Source organism: Vibrio ostreae (assembly GCF_019226825.1).
Lineage (GTDB): Bacteria > Pseudomonadota > Gammaproteobacteria > Enterobacterales > Vibrionaceae > Vibrio > Vibrio ostreae.
This window is the reverse complement of record NZ_CP076643.1, coordinates 1121337-1140192: the sequence shown is the minus strand read 5'-3', so window position 1 is coordinate 1140192 and position 18856 is coordinate 1121337. Positions and strand designations below refer to the sequence as shown.

Annotated in this window: 13 protein-coding genes and 1 pseudogene; 5 read left to right on the top strand and 9 right to left on the bottom strand. The window is 50.3% G+C overall.

Annotation, left to right across the window (positions count from 1 at the left end; genetic code table 11):
* Positions 1 to 365 precede the first annotated feature (365 nt).
* Entirely contained in the window at positions 366 to 1331 is a 966-nt protein-coding gene (locus tag KNV97_RS11250) for a GGDEF domain-containing protein (RefSeq protein ID WP_256612891.1), read from the top strand.
* A gap of 132 nt (positions 1332 to 1463) precedes the next feature.
* On the opposite strand, the gene KNV97_RS22260 is transcribed toward KNV97_RS11250, so the two are convergent.
* From KNV97_RS22260 to KNV97_RS11235, 4 genes and pseudogenes are all read right to left on the bottom strand, one after another.
* Positions 1464 to 2009, bottom strand: coding sequence for a hypothetical protein (locus KNV97_RS22260; protein WP_407701902.1), 546 nt, complete (start codon positions 2007 to 2009; stop codon positions 1464 to 1466).
* A 94-nt stretch (positions 2010 to 2103) separates the two neighbouring features.
* Positions 2104 to 4278: pseudogene (locus KNV97_RS11245) on the bottom strand (Hsp70 family protein); the annotation flags it as partial.
* Positions 4279 to 4412: 134 nt separating this feature from the next.
* Positions 4413 to 6338 carry an Hsp70 family protein gene (locus tag KNV97_RS11240; RefSeq protein WP_218563127.1) on the bottom strand — a complete coding sequence of 642 codons (1926 nt, stop codon included), beginning with the start codon at positions 6336 to 6338 and terminating at the stop codon, positions 4413 to 4415.
* On the bottom strand, positions 6338 to 6970 hold the full coding sequence (locus KNV97_RS11235; RefSeq protein WP_218563126.1) for a DUF2760 domain-containing protein: 633 nt from the start codon (positions 6968 to 6970) through the stop codon (positions 6338 to 6340). Before KNV97_RS11235 ends, KNV97_RS11240 begins: the two co-directional genes overlap by 1 nt.
* Positions 6971 to 7420: 450 nt before the next feature.
* On the opposite strand from KNV97_RS11235, the gene KNV97_RS11230 reads away from it, so the two are divergent.
* Complete coding sequence (locus KNV97_RS11230) at positions 7421 to 7951, top strand: 3'-5' exonuclease (RefSeq protein ID WP_136486569.1); 531 nt, start codon at positions 7421 to 7423, stop codon at positions 7949 to 7951.
* Positions 7952 to 8166: 215 nt separating this feature from the next.
* Here the strand turns inward: KNV97_RS11230 and KNV97_RS11225 are convergent, their stop codons facing one another.
* The 4 genes from KNV97_RS11225 to KNV97_RS11210 form a co-directional block, all read right to left on the bottom strand.
* Positions 8167 to 8610 carry a tellurite resistance TerB family protein gene (locus KNV97_RS11225; RefSeq protein ID WP_136486566.1) on the bottom strand — a complete coding sequence of 148 codons (444 nt, stop codon included), beginning with the start codon at positions 8608 to 8610 and terminating at the stop codon, positions 8167 to 8169.
* Between the two features lie 147 nt (positions 8611 to 8757).
* The gene (locus KNV97_RS11220; protein WP_218563125.1) at positions 8758 to 10695 is read right to left on the bottom strand and encodes an alkaline phosphatase D family protein; all 1938 of its coding nucleotides are present in this window, start codon (positions 10693 to 10695) and stop codon (positions 8758 to 8760) included.
* 9 nt (positions 10696 to 10704) lie between these two features.
* Entirely contained in the window at positions 10705 to 11073 is a 369-nt protein-coding gene (locus tag KNV97_RS11215; protein WP_136486562.1) for a VC1380 family protein, read from the bottom strand.
* A gap of 321 nt (positions 11074 to 11394) precedes the next feature.
* On the bottom strand, positions 11395 to 11982 hold the full coding sequence (locus KNV97_RS11210; protein ID WP_136486560.1) for an FMN-dependent NADH-azoreductase: 588 nt from the start codon (positions 11980 to 11982) through the stop codon (positions 11395 to 11397).
* A 183-nt stretch (positions 11983 to 12165) separates the two neighbouring features.
* Between KNV97_RS11210 and hrpA the strand changes: the two genes are divergently transcribed.
* The 3 genes from hrpA to KNV97_RS11195 all read left to right on the top strand — a co-directional run bounded on the left by hrpA (position 12166) and on the right by KNV97_RS11195 (position 17238).
* Positions 12166 to 16089, top strand: a complete 3924-nt coding sequence (gene hrpA, locus KNV97_RS11205; protein ID WP_218563124.1) for an ATP-dependent RNA helicase HrpA — start codon at positions 12166 to 12168, stop codon at positions 16087 to 16089.
* 118 nt (positions 16090 to 16207) lie between these two features.
* The gene (locus KNV97_RS11200; RefSeq protein ID WP_218563123.1) at positions 16208 to 16684 is read left to right on the top strand and encodes a porin; all 477 of its coding nucleotides are present in this window, start codon (positions 16208 to 16210) and stop codon (positions 16682 to 16684) included.
* Between the two features lie 224 nt (positions 16685 to 16908).
* On the top strand, positions 16909 to 17238 hold the full coding sequence (locus KNV97_RS11195) for a hypothetical protein (RefSeq protein WP_136486554.1): 330 nt from the start codon (positions 16909 to 16911) through the stop codon (positions 17236 to 17238).
* Positions 17239 to 17311: 73 nt separating this feature from the next.
* On the opposite strand, the gene KNV97_RS11190 is transcribed toward KNV97_RS11195, so the two are convergent.
* Positions 17312 to 18796, bottom strand: a complete 1485-nt coding sequence (locus KNV97_RS11190; RefSeq protein ID WP_218563122.1) for a carboxypeptidase M32 — start codon at positions 18794 to 18796, stop codon at positions 17312 to 17314.
* Positions 18797 to 18856 lie beyond the last annotated feature (60 nt).

Below are 18856 nucleotides of genomic sequence, written 5' to 3'. Positions count from 1 at the left end.
GCACAAAAAACAGACTTATTGAATGAAATGTTATTATCAACATATATTAAATGGGTTAATATTAGCGGGCAATCTTAACGTCGGTACTTTGTTGCCAAAGTTAGCTTTTGTGCGGTTCACAATGATTAAAACAACGCTAAAACTGATGACTGCGAGCCTGGCCTTGTAAAAAATGGAAGTGAATAACTTTGCTTGATATTGACGTGCTAAAACTGGCGAGCATTTTGAATAATACCATTTGCAGTGTTATTGCTTGTCTGTTTCTTTTGCTATCGAGACGAAAGCTCAATAATCATAAAGTGTCGACGGCAGGGTGGTTTGCCGCCTATTTTTTATGTTTTTCAATTGCTTTCGGTACCACGGTGATGCGTGGCTGGGTCTCGATTGAATGGGTTGTACTAAGCAACAACTTTCTGTACCAGGCCGTCACTTATATGCTGCTGTTTGGTGTAATGAGTTGGTTTAAGTATCCGGTTAAGCGCACATGGTTTGTATTTGCCGCGTTGCATACTTTCGTGTACACCGCATTTCAGTTCTGGTTGCTAAAGAATTTCCCGCAACATTTTGAGTGGCGGGTCAATCTGGCTGCTGTTAGTTTCTCAGCGGTCCACCTCTACAGCGCCTGGTTTGCATTTCGCCATATGAACAAAAAAAGCGGTGGTGAAAAACTGCTGACGTTTTGTCTGGTGCTTTCCAGTTTATTGGTTTTTTTACCGGCGACATTGTATCAATTGTTTGATTCGACAATTTATTTTCTGAGTGGTGTCCTGGTCGGCCAGAATTTACTGACCATCGTCAGCCTGGGTTCTATTTTATCTCTTTTCTTTTATGACGAAATTGAGTGGCATCATTATCGCGCAGTGCATGATGAACTGACCGGTTTGTATAATCGACGTTATTTCATGGAGCAAGCGAGTAGCGAGCTGGATAACAGCTCAAACACCTGGACAATTGCCTTGCTCGATGTTGACCACTTTAAACAGGTCAATGACCGTTATGGTCATGATGCCGGTGATCTGGCCCTGTGCCATATTGCCGACATTCTGTCTCGCGAGTTTAAAGGTGATTTAGTCGCACGTTATGGCGGTGAGGAATTCACTATTATGCTGGCGGGTCATCAGGCAACCAATCAGCTTCGGCTCGAGCATTTTCACCGAGAAGTGAGCCGGAATCATCTGATTGCCGGTGAACTGGATATTGCGATGACGGTCAGTATCGGTATTGCGGAAGTCAGCCATTCGAGTGAGCTGCAACGTGCATTGAAGATGGCGGATATTGCGCTGTATGATGCCAAAGAAACTGGACGTAACCGATTGGTTCCTTTGGTTTAGCATTTAAAAGTCGCATTGCCCGGACGAGATAGGCGATGTCGGGGGATTCAATAAAGCCGGAGCGGAATATAACGCTCCGGCTTTATGGTTCTCGCTCGGCATTTCACTGGTGCAGATTCTATCTTTTGCTGATCAGTGTGGCAGCAGGGTCAGACCGCTTGGCAGCGCATCGCCAAATACTCGTTTGGATTCATTTTCATCCAACTCAGACACTTCCTCTACCAGGTGGATCCAGGAGTCTGGCACTTTGCTTTGTTTGAGTTTATCCAGTACCTGATTTCGTAAATCATCGGCAATATCCAGTGTCCGGTCTCCGGTCTTGCGACACATCATCACTGCGGCAAACGCGATCATCGGCTCTTTCAGCCAGTTTTCAGCCAGCAGTTTTGGTAACCATTGTTGGGTCTGCTCACGGGAAACAACATTATGTGCGCTGCCGTACAATAAAGTACGTGCAGCAAGACGACCGACGGCCCACCAGTGCGCAGAGACAAACTGGGGCTGGTTCAGTGCTTTATTGATAAACCAGGTACACAGCAGCACTTTATCTTCTACATCCAGATGTTCCAATGACGCCGCCAGCCGGACCATGGCTTCATACCCTTTATCCTGTGCTTCTTTTGCGGATTTCGGATTGCGGGCCGCACCAGGATGGAGGTATTTGGCGATATCAGCCAATATTGTTTCTTGTTGCTCTTGATTGAGCCCCCCCGGCGATACGGCGCCAGAATACCCACCAGTCGGTCCAGCCTTGATGGTTGGCGAACTGAATACCTTGTTGGTACAGGTTCCAGATTTGATCAACGCGCCAACTGTCGGTCACGTCACCAAATCCCGGGCGCAGCGTATATCCGGCCAGGCGCAGCCAGTTTTTCTCATGTTGCTCTGAACGGCGCCGACGCTTACGGCCTTGTGCCAGAGTGTCAAACACACTGCGCAGCGTGTAGAAATCCCAGTCATCCCGTTTGCCGAGCAACTTATCGAGATCTTTGCTCAGGGTTTTAATGGTGTTGCCATCGGCACTGCTCTTATTACCGCTGTAGGTCTTTGTGATCATCTGCTGTGCCTGCTCGAGGCGTGGGTTGGTTTTCGGTGTATCATCGTCGCCGTCTTGGTTACTGTGGCGAACTTCAAACTCCATCAGCCAGCGCTGCTGCTCGTCTTCGACCGAAACACATTCTATTTTCAGTGTTCCGACCTCTGTGAGTTGGCAGGCTAACTGAACCTCCACCCGCTGTTTCTGGTTGGCGTGTAATTGAATATTTTCGTCACCCTGTAACGTAGTAATATAGGGAGGCAGTGGCTGGAATTTATCCGGATTCACTGCCACTAAAACCCCGTTCTGTACCGCCACGTTATCCGTGAGTGCATCATGAGTTGAGGTCAGCAGGTTAAAACGCACCGGTTCTCCCAGGGTGAGAGAAAAACGGCGGCTGGTCAGACGGATTTCCTGACCTTCTTCCGTCCCTTTGGCAAGCAGACAAAGGGCTTTGCCCATGTTGTTCTTTTCCTGTAAGTGCAGGAAATAGGAGCGGGCAGAGCCACCCCCTATCTTAAGCTGGGCTCCACGCCGCGCTTTACCAAACGCAACGGCTCCCAGTGCGACAGACCAGTCGGGGTGCGGGTTATCCAGTTGAGTAACGGGTTCACCACGCCAGTGATCCAAGAGCTGCAACATACGCCCGGTAATCAGTGTGCTGTTAAACACACCACCGTTGAGCAACACGCCGACCGGGACGGCGGGTGAACGGTTATCGGTCTTACCCAGAGCCGCATGAGCGACGGCCTGATGCTGAGTCAGGAATTCCGCTACATGCTTGCTTACCGCCGGATCGGAAACGTAAGGCAGTCCAAACTCGACCACCGCGCTGCGGCGCTTATCCGGCAACTTAGAAAATTCAGAAATCGGGAAAAATCCGTCCAGAGCAATCTGATGCACTTCTTGTTTGCTTAACGCTATGCTTTTAGTGCCGCCGAGCAGTTTAGAGCCACTGCCCAGCATTGTGATTTTAACCGTCTCCGGTGCGTGGGATGAGAGCAGGTTTTCTTTCGCCTGGCGGGTTTGCTGAATCAGTTTAGTCAGTGCCGAAGCTGTCAGTTTTTTCCCCTGATGAAAACGGGATTCCGCCAGATGGGCCAAAGCCAGATCAAGGTTATCGCCGCCAAGCATCAAATGCTCACCAACACCGATGCGATTGAGCGTCAGTTCACCCTCGATAAATTTCGCTTCAATCAGACTCAGGTCGGTGGTACCCCCACCAACATCGCACACCAGGATCAGCGGCAGATTTGCCAACTGCTGTGCCGCAGTCGCTTTGTGGCGCGCATACCAGTCGTAACAGACTGCCTGAGGCTCCTCAAGCAGGACGATATTATGCAGGCCAGCGAGTTTTGCCGCTTGCAGAGTCAGTTTACGCGCGATTTCATCAAACGAAGCCGGTACGGTCACGACCACGTCCTGATGCTCAAGGCGGTTACCAGGGTGACGATAATTCCAGGCTTGGCGAATATGATTCAGATAGCTAGCACTGGCAACGACAGGGGAAACCTTGTCGACATCGCTGGCTCCAGCCCACGGCAGGATCTCCTGCTCACGGTCGACGGCCTGATGTGATAGCCAGCTTTTGGCACTGGAGACCTGACGGCCTTCGACTTTAGCACCCAGATCGCGCGCCCATTCGCCGACAATCACGTTGCTGAAATCACCGGCGACCGGTTCGTGCTCCCATGGTAGGGTTTGATCGCTGCCAGCTACCTGGCCTAGTGCCGGATGATAGCGAAAAGAGGGCAGAAGGGGTTTACGAACCACTTCACCGGGGCCGATAAGCTGATCAATCGGAAACAGTTCAACCGGTGCATTTTCAAGATCGTCGCTAAGTTCACAAAAGGCCACGACCGTATTGGTGGTGCCTAAATCGATCCCAACAAGAAAACTTGGAGTTGTCATGATTAACCTCGTGTAGACCCGGCACGGTGAAGGCGGACACTCAAGGCAGCCGGCGGAAATACGCTTAACGGCTGACCACTTTCAAGGGCGGGTGTGAGATAGATGAACGGCACCCGTTAAGGTGCCGTTTGTCATTATTGCTGCTGAGCGTCGCTACTCTGCGCGTTGCTCTCTTGCGCGTCGTTTCCTTCACGCACATCAAACTCAACGTGCCATTTCTGACCATTGTCAGAGGCGATGGCCTCTAGATACAAGGTACCCAGTTCGGTTACGCGTGATGCCAGAGTCACCGGCACAACTTCGCCTTCGCGACGTCCTTCGGAAACTGGCAGAGTGACCTGAATTTCAGGCAGCTCTTCAAGTTCTTCCGGTGCCCAGTAATCGAGGTGAGTTCCGGCCACATCTTCACGGCGAGTCGTGGAGCCAAAGAACTGGAAATGCACCGGCTGACCGATCACCAGACCAAATTCCTGACTTGGTACAGCGACACCGGAACCTTCTTCCATCCCGAACGGTGCCACACACAGTGCTTCCATCGGAGGCGCCATACCCGGAATTGCCGGCATTGCGCTTTCAATACCCACGTAGTAAGCCGAGGCAATACCGCCGCGGATACGTACGCCCTGGCCACGGCGAACTGCGCCGTAGTACGCCGCGCCACTGGCAACGGCTAAGTCAAGATCCAGACCAGTCAGGCGTTTAGCGGCTGCAGTGCCCGCATCGGTCAGCCACTGGTTGATGGTGCTGAGCAGACGTTGTGCCAGTAGGTCAGATTTCAATACCCCGCCGTTGAACAGAATAGCGGTCGGTTTGATAAACTCGATACTGGCGGCCGGCATACCCGGAATACCTGCCATGTTAAACGGTGCAGTTTCCGAATTTGCCTGGCCTTGCGCATTGGCTTGTTTAGCCAGAAACGCGGCGATGTGACGGGTAATACCGGCATCTTGCGCGTACGGCAGACCCATCTGAGTCAGAGCGCCGCGCGAGCGTTGTACCGGCTGGTCGGCAACGCTGACCTGAGGGAAGAAGCCGTCAACCAGAGTCTGTTGCACTTCTTGTTTAGTCAGTTCAGTTTTCAGGGTCGAACCCATCAGTTTCGAGCCACGGCTAGGTACCACAATCGGTACAGCCTGCAATTCAGCATCGTTGAGCAGAGCTTCTTTGGCATCACGACATGCGTGTGTCATCGCCTGCACCTGCCACGGTTGAAGTTCTTTGCCTTCCTGAGCCAGTTTCATCTTGAGACGATAGGCCAGCGCCAGATCCATGTTGTCACCGCCAAGCAGGATATGCTCGCCGACTGCGATACGGTTCAGGGTCAGGTTGCCTTCGTCTTCGGTGACTTCGACCAGCGAAAGGTCAGTCGTACCACCGCCGATATCGACCACCAGTACGACGTCACCGACGTTGACTTGGTCACGCCATTTGTCCTGGCTGTTATCGATCCAGCTGTACAGCGCCGCTTGCGGCTCTTCCAGCAGGGTCAGATGAGCGAGGCCGATATTGCGTGCTGCCTCAGCGGTTAAATCTCGCGCCGCCGGATCAAAAGAGGCCGGTACGGTGATGGTGACGTCCTGTTCAGACAGGTCATGCTGCGGATGCAGGTGATTCCACGCCTCTTTAAGGTGAGCAAGATACAGTTCTGTTGCACGTAGCGGAGAAACCTTAGCCACATCTTCCGGACTGCCTTGTGGCAGGAATGCGTCACGGCGGTTCACTCCGCCATGGCACAACCAGGATTTTGCGCTGGAAACCAGACGAATCGGTGTTTTGGCACCCAGGTTGCGCGCGATCGCACCGACCAGAGCTTTTGGCTCTTCTGTCCACGGCAGACGGCGTGCATTAGGCGCCATCTCATGCTCATGTGGCTGGTACAAAAACGAGCCCAGTTGCATACGGCTTTCGACTGTGCCCGGTGCGGTCATTTGCGGGATCGCCATCACTTCAACGCGGGCGTCTTCATTTTGGGTATCAACATAAGACAACACGCAGTGTGTGGTCCCCAGGTCAATACCCACGCTGTATTTTGGTGCTTGTGATGCTTGATTATGTTCCATTACAGCTCCACCTCCGCAGGTGCAATGATTGAAGCATCGTAATTTTGCGCCAGTTTTGGCAGCGTCATCGCATCGGCTTTCCAGCCTTTGTGAACCAGAGTACCGGTAAATGGTGCATTGCCGGTGACATTGCCGGTCAGACGAACTTCTTGTGGGTTGAAGCCTTCAGCGATAGTAATGCGCGACTCTTCTTCTTCACTGCGAATAGGTGACAAGGTCACGTATTCTTTCAGTACTTTTTGACCGCCAGAGTGGATCACGCGTGCTGCTGCACCCACTTCTTCATCAGAGAAGCTGGTCACGTCTTCTTGAAGGAAATCGATAAGGCGAGCTTCCTGCTGGAACAGAGAGAGCAGCTGCATGGCCGAATCGGTAGACGCAGTAGCCAGTTTGGACTCGACCTCCACCACTTTTTCAACCACTTTTTCAACTTCAACCACTTTCTCTACTTCGACAATCTTTTCGACCGGTTTCTCGACTTCAACGATCTTTTCAATCGGTTTTTCAACCACTTTCTCAATTACTTTAGACTTGCGTGCTACCGCCACGATTAACAGCAAAACGCTTGTGGCAGTTAAACCAGCATGAAGCATATCGAAGGTCGTTGGAATCATATTTAAATCGAAGTTCATGATGAAATCTCTGTAGATGTGTATAGGCAATGAACGATTGCAATATTCATTGCACAGAATAGTCAGAATTTAGTAAAAAATAAGGGCGGATATTACCATATTCAAGGGATAAGGCTTGCACAAAAGCCGGAATCTCGGTTTCCTCCCGGTTTGATGGCTTAAATTTTAACCAAAATTTAAGCTCTGAGCGACGCTAATTGCGGCACGTTAAGAGTTAGAGGTTCCTCCTTAGCTTAAGCTGAGCGCTCTGATGACCCATTTTAGGTCGCTCGACAGGAGAGTATTGCCCAGAAAGATGATCTATTAGCCACCAAGTTGGTATAAAAACTCGCCATGAGCGAGGGCCAGGCTCTCAATTGCAGATTAAATTGCCGATTGAGCGTCGAGTTTTATCTCAGACTTGGGTAACATAGCGCGCTTTGAATTTTCGATTGGGGACTAGATGTGGCAATGAACTATAACCGTGTGGTGTGCTTCGATTTGGAAATGTGCTGTTGGAATGAAAACGGAGTCGGCACAACGGGTGAGATCATTGAAGTCGGTTTGGCTGAAATCGATTTGACTGCCGGTGAAATTGTCAAACGCGCGCAGTATTACGTCAAACCTGAGCACGACGAAGTGTCGTTATTTTGTGTCGAACTGACCGGAATTACCCCGCGTAAAATTGAAAAGCAGGGACGCCCTCTGGCGGCTGTCATCCAGTCGATGGTGAAGAATTTCGGCGGCACCAACAAAATTTATGCTTCCTGGGGCCGTGATGATCAGATTTTGATCAATGAGTGCCGTGCAAAAGGCATTGAAGTTCCATTTAAGGAATTTGTCAATCTGGCAACCTTGTACCGGATGCAGAATCGTCTTAAAGACAAACGCATTGGTCACCGCGCGGCACAGGAAGCGAAAGGTATTGAATGGGAAGGGCGCCAGCACTCCGGTTACGTCGATGCTTATAATCTGGCCAAACTGGCCTTAGTCATGCTGTAATCTGTTCTTGGTCACGTTTTTTTGTTGATGATTCGTTTAACCAGGCGTTCATTCATCTGTCATTGTATTGTCACAGCTGACCGGTAAGGTGATTGCAGTGAGTTCAGACTGACAACGTTATTTGGTTTGATGGGCATCAACCGATACATAAAATAGAAAGCTCAAAAGCGCAGCGCTTCGGCACTGCGCTTTTTATGAGGGCAAGAGTCGCCCGCTTACTTGCCGGTCACTATCAGCTTGGCGCGAATGAATTGGCTGTGATCAACGTACAGCAGTTCAGCGGCTTTGCGAATGACCGCATCTTCTAACGGGTCGATTTCTCCATCGGCATGCGCCACTTCCCACATCGCTTTGATCAATTCAAAACGCGTTTCTTGAGTCAGCTCACGCAATTGAGAGGTGAAGTCATACAGCGACGCCGAGTGGCTAATCTGCTCGTCCGCACGGGTTAAAAGTTGCTGTGCTTCCTCCTGATCTAAATCGAGTAAACGTTTTAACAACGTCAGTTTGGCTTTCTGCTCTTGCTCTTCAATTTGATGATCGGCACCGGCCACTTCACTCAGCAGGCAGGCAATAGCCAGGTTCGGGCTGGTTTTCTGCTGGCTGAGATCCTGCCCTTCGAGCAGTTGTTTGAACATGGATGTGATCGCATTAAACATACTGAAGCCTTTTTGTCTTGCTGTAATTTTATGATAGTTGATCGAATTTGAGAGTCAGTGTTTGATGATGATGAAACCATAAAACACGGGATTTGTTTTCTCAACTTTATCGCGATGAATGGGTCTGCTTAGCTATTCTCTGCTTAGCTATTCATGGCTATCTTTAGTCGGCAGGAAATCAATCGATTCACCGCTGCTGGTCAAAATAGAGACCAAATGTGGTTTACCACTTTTATCTAGTTTGAGTTCGCCGAGGGCTGCTGAGTTCACTAATCGTTTGATTTTTTCTGAACTCGGCGCTCGTTTCCTGATTTTGAGACGCTTGCGTTTGGTGAGCCAGTTCAGCGGTGAGCGTGGACTGTACAGTACGCGGTCCATCGTGTCACAAAATGACAGCAAGGGTTCCGGGAATTGATTTTTGATACCGCTGCAGGTGATCTGGAAAATATTCGGGCTCGATTTACGTGAGCGCAGTTGGATGTCATAAGCAAACGAATAGTGCACATCACCGGACAAAATGACGTAATTGGATGGTGTTTTGGTGTGGGTAAAAATACTCACCAGCGTATTGGCACTGCCCGGGTGGGCCATCCAGTTTTCTGCGTCAATCACCAGTGGTTTACCCAGCCAGGTCATCAGCCTTTGCAGGGCTTCGATGAACTTGACCCCGAACATGGGGGCGGCAGAGACAATTATCACTTTCTCTTCATCGAGCAGCGCCTGCTGAAATTCCATCATCGCTTCCCAGTCCATCAGGCCGGAGGGCTTATTCATGCGTGACTCAGAGCGCCAGCGCCGGGTGCGTGTATCCAACACCACCATTTTGGGGCTGGTATCGGTAGTGTAGTGCCATTTCTCGAATGGATAGAGAGCATCAATCCAGTCATCCTGATGCTGGCTGTCCGGCTGGGCACAATACTTCTGGGCCAGTTGGTGAAATTCGTCGTTAAAATTATCCGGTTCGTTGCCCCAGCCCTGAAACAGCCAGTAACTGATCAGTGCATTACCGATAATGCGTTTGGCAAAGGCATTGCTGTAGGCCGCTTGCTCCCAACCTACGGTCAGATTCCAGTCATCAGTGACATCATGATCATCGAAGATCATGTAGGTCGGAATATGAGCCAGCAGTCGCCGGGTATGTGTCAGACCGGCATAGAAAGTCCGGATGTGTTTCAGCTCGCTTTGCCATTCTTGTTGTTTGTTGGCCGGAATCTGATGCTCTGTCTTGGCCAGTTGCAGCTGCGGGCTATCATCAAAATCGATGTCCTGCCATAACACCGGTGACCAGGTCAGCAGATACATAGCAAAAAACTCGGCCAAACTAATCAGGTGGTTATCGTTATCGGTAGAGCTGAAGATCGGGGTGGGCTTACGTGGCAGCACCCGATCAAAAAAGCGCTGTTCGCCGATGGAATGAGGCAGCAATTTATTGCGCTGGTAAAAACAGTGTGGATGCTGATAAAGCTCATGACTGTCTTTGACCGGTGCATGACAGGCTTCAACCTGTGATTGTTCAAAGCGTTCCTGATAAAGACCCAGCCGCTCAATGACGCTGTGTACCGCGAAAAGAGTCGGTCCGGCGACGTGATCGGCGTAGATTTGATCTCCGCTCATCATCAACAGATGCGGACGCTCCTCAGGGAGCTGCGCAGCGACTTTTTCATCGGCAACAACCAAGGCGTCTTTGGCGAAGTGATGCGGGTTACGGCATGAGCCATGCAGTACGTAATCAGCCTGGCCACTCAGCCACAAAGTAAAGCGGGTTTCATCGTCATAGAGTAGCTCGGCACACAGTTCGCTAAGCTGACCGTCCGGCGTGGTGATGTCGTACTGGTATTTGGCCGGTACGTTAAAATCGTGTCTGATGTGGAGAAGGGTGACCCAGGCATGAGCGCCGATTTGATAACTATCGCTGGAAGTCAGCGGCTGGGAGAGCACAGAGTTCTGGTTATCGTCGTACAGTTGCAGCTCGCCCTCGGGCGCCTGACTGGTGGCAAGCCAGATAACCAGCTCCTTTGCAGTCGCTTTTCTGACGATCGGACCAGCCAGGACAAAGGGTAAGCGGCGATGATGGTATCGGGTCAATTCCGGCTCCTAAAGCTCTTTTTGCAACTGTTCCTCTTGCAATGTACCCAGCATCTCGATGAATTCCGAGCTGGTACGTTCATGCGCGACCAGAAGCATACCTAACATTGCCTCTATTCTATCGTGCTGTGAACTATCTTCCTGTAAAAGCTGTGTAATTTGTTCTCGGATCAGTTCGATTTCATGCTCGACAAATCCGCGTCCTTCCTCGTCACCCTGACCTTCTTCCGGCGCGTTATCAAATTCCAGAAATAGCAGTTTTTGATCCAGCTGCGCCGCCACTAATTGTTCAGGCAGCCAAACTTCTCCCATCACTATATCGGGGTCGCAGTCTGCGGGTAAGGCGTCTAGCAGGGCTTTGAATTCAGATACTTTCACAGTGTTGTCAGTTAAAAAATGGGGTTAGCTACTATTTTAGCGGCCAATTTGCTTGAAAACTAAGAGTTATTTTCATCAGTTGTACAATAAGTGAGTGATCGAGCGTAAATGGTGAGAAAAAGCAGAGTGAATGGGCAACATTTCCCCGGTTGGCAAAGAGTCGGAATCCGATAGCTGGCAACAGATAAATAAAAAGGCAGCGTATGACTACGTTGCCTTTTAGTCAGCAAAGTGAATAGATGCTTGGGCTTCACTTTTTCCTTGTGCGCCTGCATACTGGGTATTCAGGCGCTGGTGCTCGGAAATATGGCCGAGTACAAATTACAGAGTAATGGCGTCCAGCTGAGATTTCGCTGATTCAATGCCTTTTGCTGCCGGTTCTTCACCCATGTTCAGCGCTTCTGCGTACACGAATTCAACTTCGCTGATACCGACAAAACCCAGAACTGTTTTCAGGTAAGGCGTTACCACGTCAGTCGCTGAATCTTTATGGATACCGCCACGAGTGGTGATCACGACTGCTTTTTTGTTTTCGAACAGACCCACGACACCTGATTCCGTGTATTTGAAAGTAACGCCAGCACGCGCAATCAGATCAATCCAGTTTTTCAGCTGCGTTGGGATGGTAAAGTTGTACATTGGTGCAGCAATTACCAGAGTGTCCGCTGCATTGACTTCTGCGATCAGAGTGTCAGACAGCGCGACAACAGCTTGTTGCTCTTCAGAAAGATCTTCACTTGAGCGCAGCGCAGTTGCGACTGCGAAGTCCAGTACTGGCAGAGGTTCGGCCGCCAGGTCACGCACGGTCAGTTCGTTTTGGTCAAATTTGGTCAGGTAAGCATCGAGCAGTTTGCTTGATTGAGAATATTCGCCAAGGATGCTGGATTTAAGTGCAAGTACACGAGACATAAGAAGTTCCTTAATTGGAGGTAACACGTTAGGGAAGTGATAATAATGAGATACTCGCGACATCTTAAGTAGGTGGATTTGCTGAACTCATTCAAAAAATTTGAACGACTGCAAATACCTGCGTCGGCATAACTCTGTGATACAATCCGCGCAGTTTTAAGTGAAAAATGAATAGGACCTGCTTTGACTCAGTCACAGCCCAACACAGAAAAGAACGCGGTTGCCAAATCCAACAATGTGCAGTCGCTGAAAAAGGCACTGAATCAGTGCCTTATCAAAGACCGTTTTCGCTTCAACAAACGTATTTCCGGTGCCAGTAAAATTAAAAACGAGCAGGCACGTGATGCGGCATTGGACGAAATTGCCCTCGATATCGCTCAGTCGATGATGGTGGTGCAGCAACGCAGCGCACATAAAGTAAAAATCGAGTATCCCGAAATTCTGCCAGTCAGCCAGAAACGTGAAGATATCGCCACAGCGATTGAACAGCACCAGGTGGTGATCGTCGCAGGTGAAACCGGTTCAGGTAAAACCACTCAGCTGCCGAAAATTTGTGCTGAGCTGGGACGCGGTAAGTTTGGCCTGATCGGCCACACCCAGCCACGCCGCTTGGCGGCGCGCTCGGTAGCGAACCGTATCGCAGAAGAGATGGAAACCGAACTGGGTGGCTTCGTCGGCTATAAGGTGCGATTTAACGATCAGATTTCTGACGAGACGCAAATCAAACTGATGACGGACGGTATTCTGCTGGCAGAAATCCAGCACGACCGTTTTCTCAATCAGTATGACACCATCATCATCGATGAAGCGCACGAACGCAGCCTCAATATCGATTTTATTTTGGGTTATCTCAAAGAGCTGCTGCCGCGTCGCCCCGATCTGAAAGTTATTATCACGTCGGCAACCATCGATCCGGAGCGTTTTTCTAACCACTTTAGTGGCGCGCCGATCATCGAAGTCTCCGGTCGGACCTATCCGGTGGAAACCCGTTACCGCCCGCTGGCCGGCGAAGATGAAAGCGATCGTGACCAGCTGCAAGGCATTTTCGAGGCGGTGGATGAACTGTGCGATGAAGGCCTGGGCGATATTCTGATCTTTATGAACGGTGAACGTGAAATTCGTGATACCGCGGACGCACTGAGCAAACGTAAGCTGCGCGACACCGAAATTGTGCCGCTGTATGCCCGTTTATCGGCCGGTGAGCAGAACAAGATTTTCCAGCCGCACGCCGGACGCCGTATCGTTCTGGCGACCAACGTGGCGGAAACGTCACTGACGGTGCCGGGCATCAAATACGTGATTGACCCGGGTACGGCAAGGATCAGCCGCTACAGTTACCGCACTAAGGTACAGCGCTTGCCGATTGAGCCGGTTTCGCAGGCCAGTGCTAACCAGCGTAAAGGCCGTTGTGGCCGTGTCGAAGAGGGGATCTGTATCCGCCTCTATTCAGAAGAGGACTTCCTGTCACGTCCGGAATTTACCGACCCAGAGATTTTGCGTACCAATCTGGCGTCCGTAATTCTGCAGATGACCGCATTAGGGCTGGGTGACATTGAAGCGTTTCCGTTTGTTGAAGCGCCGGATAAACGTAACATCCAGGATGGTGTGCGTCTGCTCGAAGAACTGGGCGCGATTAACGATAAAGCCAAAGATCCGAAAAAGCGCCTGACTGAGATTGGCCGTAAGCTGGCCCGTCTGCCTATTGACCCGCGCCTGGCGCGTATGGTGATTGAAGCGCCGCGTTTTGGCTGTCTGAAAGAAGTGATGGTGATTGCATCCGGTCTGTCGATTCAGGATCCGCGTGAGCGTCCGAGTGATAAACAGCAGTCGGCCGATGACAAGCACCGCCGCTTCTTCCACGAAGAGTCGGATTTTCTGACCTTGGTGAATCTGTGGGAACACATCAAAAAAGAGCAGAAAGCACACAGCAGCAATCAGTTCCGTCGTCAGTGTAAGCAGGATTACCTCAACTATCTGCGTATTCGCGAATGGCAGGATGTCTATTTCCAGTTGCATCAGTCAATGCGTGAGATGGATTTCAAACTGAATGATGAGCCGGCCAGTTATCAGAGCGTACACAGTGCGATTCTGGTCGGGTTACTGTCGCACATCGGTACAAAAGATCCGGAGAAAAACGAGTATCAAGGCGCGCGCAATGCCCGTTTCAACATTTTTCCGGCTTCTGGCTTGTTCAAAAAACAGCCTAAGTGGGTCATGTCGGCCGAGCTGGTGGAAACCTCTAAGCTCTGGGCGCGTATGGTGGCCAAGATCCAACCGGAATGGATTGAGCCACTGGCGAAACACCTGATTAAGCGCAGCTACAGCGAGCCGCACTGGTCGAAAAAACGCGCTGCAGTGATGGCGTACGAAAAAGTGATGCTATACGGAATTCCGATCGTGCCTAAGCGTCTGGTGAATTACGGTAACATTGATGCGCCGCTGAGCCGTGAAATCTTTATTCGCAGTGCGTTGGTAGAAGGCGAGTGGGAAACCAAACACGCTTTCTTTAAACAAAACCGCGCCCTGCTACAGGAAGTGGAAGAGCTGGAGCATAAATCACGCCGCCGCGATATTCTGGTTGATGATGAAGAGCTGTTCCAGTTTTATGATCAGCGTGTTGATACCGAGGTTGTCTCGGGACGACATTTTGACACTTGGTGGAAACAGGCCGGTAAAGCGACGCCTGATCTGCTCAATTTTGAAAAAGAGATGCTGTTCAAAGGCGATGCCAGCCATATTACTGAGCTGGATTACCCTAATTTCTGGCATCAGAACGGCATCAAGCTCAAGCTGAGCTATCAGTTTGAGCCGGGCGAAAATAGTGACGGTGTCACGGTGCATATTCCGTTGCCGATCCTGAACCAGATTGAACCGGAAGGGTTTGACTGGCAGATCCCGGGGCTGCGTCATGAACTGGTCATGAGCCTTATCAAGTCATTGCCGAAGTCACTGCGCAAAAACTTTGTGCCGGCACCTAACTATGCCGACGCCTTTTTGGCGCGAGCTAAAGCGATGGAGGGGCCGTTATTGGGCGCTCTGGAGCGCGAACTGCGCCGTATGACCGGTGTGGAAGTGCTGCGTGAAGACTGGAACTGGGAACAAGTGCCGCAACACTTGCGCATGACGTTCCGTGCCGTTGACCATCGCAACCGTAAGCTGAAAGAGCACCAGGATCTGCATGAGCTGAAAGAAAGCCTGAAAGAGAAGGTGCAGGAAACGCTGTCGCAAGTGGCCGACGACGATATTGAGCAGAAAGATCTGCACACCTGGTCGTTTGGTGAATTGCCACGCGTTTATCAGCAAAAACGTGGCGGCTTTGAAGTCAAAGCCTACCCGGCGCTGGTCGACAACAAAGACAGTGTGGAGATCAAGCTGTTTGAAACGGAGCAGGAGCAGCACAATGCGATGCGTGAAGGTCAGCGCCGCCTGATCCTTCTCAACGTGCCGTCACCGATTAAGTATCTGCATGCGAACTTGCCGAACAAGTCCAAGCTTGGCTTGTACTTTAACCCGTACGGTAAGGTGATGGATCTGATCGATGACTGTATTGCCTGTGGTATTGATAAGCTGGTTGAGCAGCGTGGTGGTATGGCGTGGCAGCCTGAAGAGTTTGAGGCGCTGAAAGAGTTCGTCCGTGCGGAGCTGGGTGACACTGTGGTCGATATTGCTCAGCAGGTCGAGACGATCCTCACTACGGCGTATAACATCAATAAGCGTCTCAAAGGCAAAATTGACTTTACCATGGCATTTGCGCTGTCTGACATCAAAGCGCAAATTGAAGGTCTTATCTTTAAAGGGTTCGCCACAGAATGTGGCTGGAAACGCTTGCCGGATATTCTGCGTTACATGAAAGCGATTGAGCGCCGGATGGAAAAACTGCCGATTGACCCGAATAAAGATCGCCTGCATATGCTGAAGATTGAGTCGGTGACTCAGGATTACAAAGAGCTGCTCAATAAGATTCCGAAAGGTGTAGCGATTCCGGATAACGTGAAAGAAATTCGCTGGATGCTGGAAGAGTTACGGGTCAGTTTCTTTGCTCAACAATTAGGCACACCGTATCCGGTTTCGGATAAACGGGTTAAAAATGCCATTGATGCGTGCTAAAAGTGGTTGAAAGCCGGGCATATTATTTGCATAGATTATCAGTATCACTATAATTTGGCGCAACGTGGCAATGAATCACCGCAGGGAGCATTGCCTAATAACAATGAGAAGGTTAATCATGAAAAAGACTTTACTGGCACTTGCTTTACTGAGTGCATCTTCAACAGCGCTGGCTGACTCTTGGATCTACGGCGGTGCTTCTGTGGGTCAGGCCGATTACAAAGGCGATGAAAGTACGTCTTACAACATCCACGTGGGTACCGGCATTCTGCCAATCGTTGGCCTGGAAGCGGGTTACACAGATTTTGGAGACTTTGATGTTGATGGCAACAGCTTTGATGCCTCAACGGTGTATGTTGCTCTGAAACCAAGTATCGATTTCGGTCCTCTGCACGTTTATGCGCGTGGTGGTCTGCATCGTTGGGAAACAGAAGTGAACGGTAACAAAGATGACGATATCGATATCATGTACGGTGTTGGCGCTGAATACTTCCTTATGGGTCCAGTTTCCGTTGGTGCCAGCTACCACAAATATGAAGTGGATAACGGCAGCATCGACACGTTCAGCCTGAATGCGACGTTCCACTTCCTGTAAGAAGTAGTGCGTTGAAAAACCAGCCTGTGATGGCTGGTTTTTTTATATCTGAATATTGGGCTATCTGCTGTGAAACGATATTCCACTATATTGGGTATGCTTGGTAATTTTACCCTGAGTTCTGAATCGCTTAAAATGCGGCCTTTGTATAAAAGGCTCGTTTTAAGTCTGCGCTGCTATTTGTCACGCGGCGTTATGAAGCGAGAAGGACAAGCCAAATCTTTATGAAAAAAAACGATAAGAAGCTAGACAACGCACTGCGTATTGCCTTGACGGATGTGTGTGAAAGCCTGAAACAAAGCCATCAAGGCTTTGAGTGGCTGACTCACTTAGTCAACTACGCTGATTTTCCGCGTTCACTGACCATTGTCTGCGTATTCGACACCAATCAGCACTTAAATGACGCTGATAAAGCCAGTCTGTTGAAGGTGCTGAAAAGCGAGTTAGCCGCCATCAAGGTTCAAGTCAAAGATATTGCGAAACAGGTACGGTTCGACAGCGAAGAGAATTGCCGCCTTCAACACGGCGGCAAGTGGAACAAGCGGCTCGGGTGATTTAGCCGACGTATACTCTGACGAACAATACCGGACTCGGGTAACCGGTATCGTGTTACCCGAGTCGTTTGCTTTAGCCCAGATAACGCTGGGTCAGGTGAGTGCGGAAATGCTTGGCATTCAGAGTCTCACCGGTTGCTTGCTTCACCAGTTCATCGGTGGTGAGTGTACTGCCTTTACTCCAGATGTTGTCTGACAGCCAGGTGAAAACCGGAGTCAGATCGCCACTCCGAATCGCGGCATCAACGTCTACGGTTTGTTTCATTGCTGCCATAAACTGCGCCGCGTACATCGCGCCCAGAGTATAACTCGGGAAGTAACCGAATGCGCCGTCAGTCCAGTGGATGTCCTGCATGCAGCCGTTTTTGTAATTGCCCTTGGTACTCAGGCCAAGCGAGGCGCGCATCTTCTCGTCCCACAGCTCGGGCACATCGGTGTGTTTGATATTACCATTCATCAGATCGCGCTCTATTTCGTAGCGTAAAATGACGTGGGCCGGATAGGTGAGTTCATCGGCGTCAACGCGGATAAAGTCTTTTTTCACCCGGGTATACAGTTTTTGAATATTCGCAACCTGGAATACGCGGTCATTGTGAGCAGCAAAATGCTCGGCAGACAAGTGAGCCAGATGATCAATAAAGGCTGGAGTGCGGCCTAGCTGCATTTCAAAAAACAGAGACTGGGATTCATGAATTCCCATAGAACGCGCTTCTCCGGCCGGCGTTCCCGCTAAGTGACGCGGTAACCCTTGTTCATAACGTGCGTGGCCGGTTTCATGGACGATTCCCATCAGTGATTGAATGAATTCATCCTGATTGTAACGGGTAGTAATACGAACATCCGAAGGGACACCGCCACAAAACGGATGGACACTTTCATCGAGGCGGCCGTGGTTAAAATCAAACTGAAGCAGTTTCATCACATCCAGCCCCAGCGCTTTCTGACGCTCAGTCGGGTAGAACCCGTTTGGTTCCAGAACCAGGTCGCCGCGCTGCTTTTCAATGGCATCATCGATCATGCCCGGTAACCAGGTTTTTACGTCCGCAAATACGCGATCCAGCGCTTCGCTGGTGGTTCCCGGCTCATAAATATCCAACATGGCATCATAAGGCGTTGTACCGGTGGATTCGGCACGGATCTGCGCTTCTTCCTGTGACAGTCTGACCACTTCAGCCCAGTTTTTCTCGAAACCTTGCCAGTCATTTTCTTTACGTTGTGTGCGCCAGGCGTGCTCACATTTAGAACCGGCCAGCGATTTAGCTTCGACTAATGCTTCTGGCAGGACATTGGCTTGTTGCCACTGGCGTTTCATCTCACGCAGCGTGGCATGTTGTTCCTGATTAAGCGACTCGGTTTCAGCTTCAGCAAACCAGTCTTCCAGTTGAGGTTGAGTCATCAGGCCGTGAATGTGTACAGACAGTTCAGCCATCGCTTCAGAGCGGGCTTTTGCACCCCCGACCGGCATAACCGCAGCCTGATCCCAGCCGCAAATCGCGGACAGATGATTAAAATGAGAAACCTTTTGGGAATGCTTAACTAACTTATTGAATGCGCTCATAGAAATGACCTTGTGAGACAAAATGTGCAGGAAGTGTATCAACGTGCAACAGATTAACAA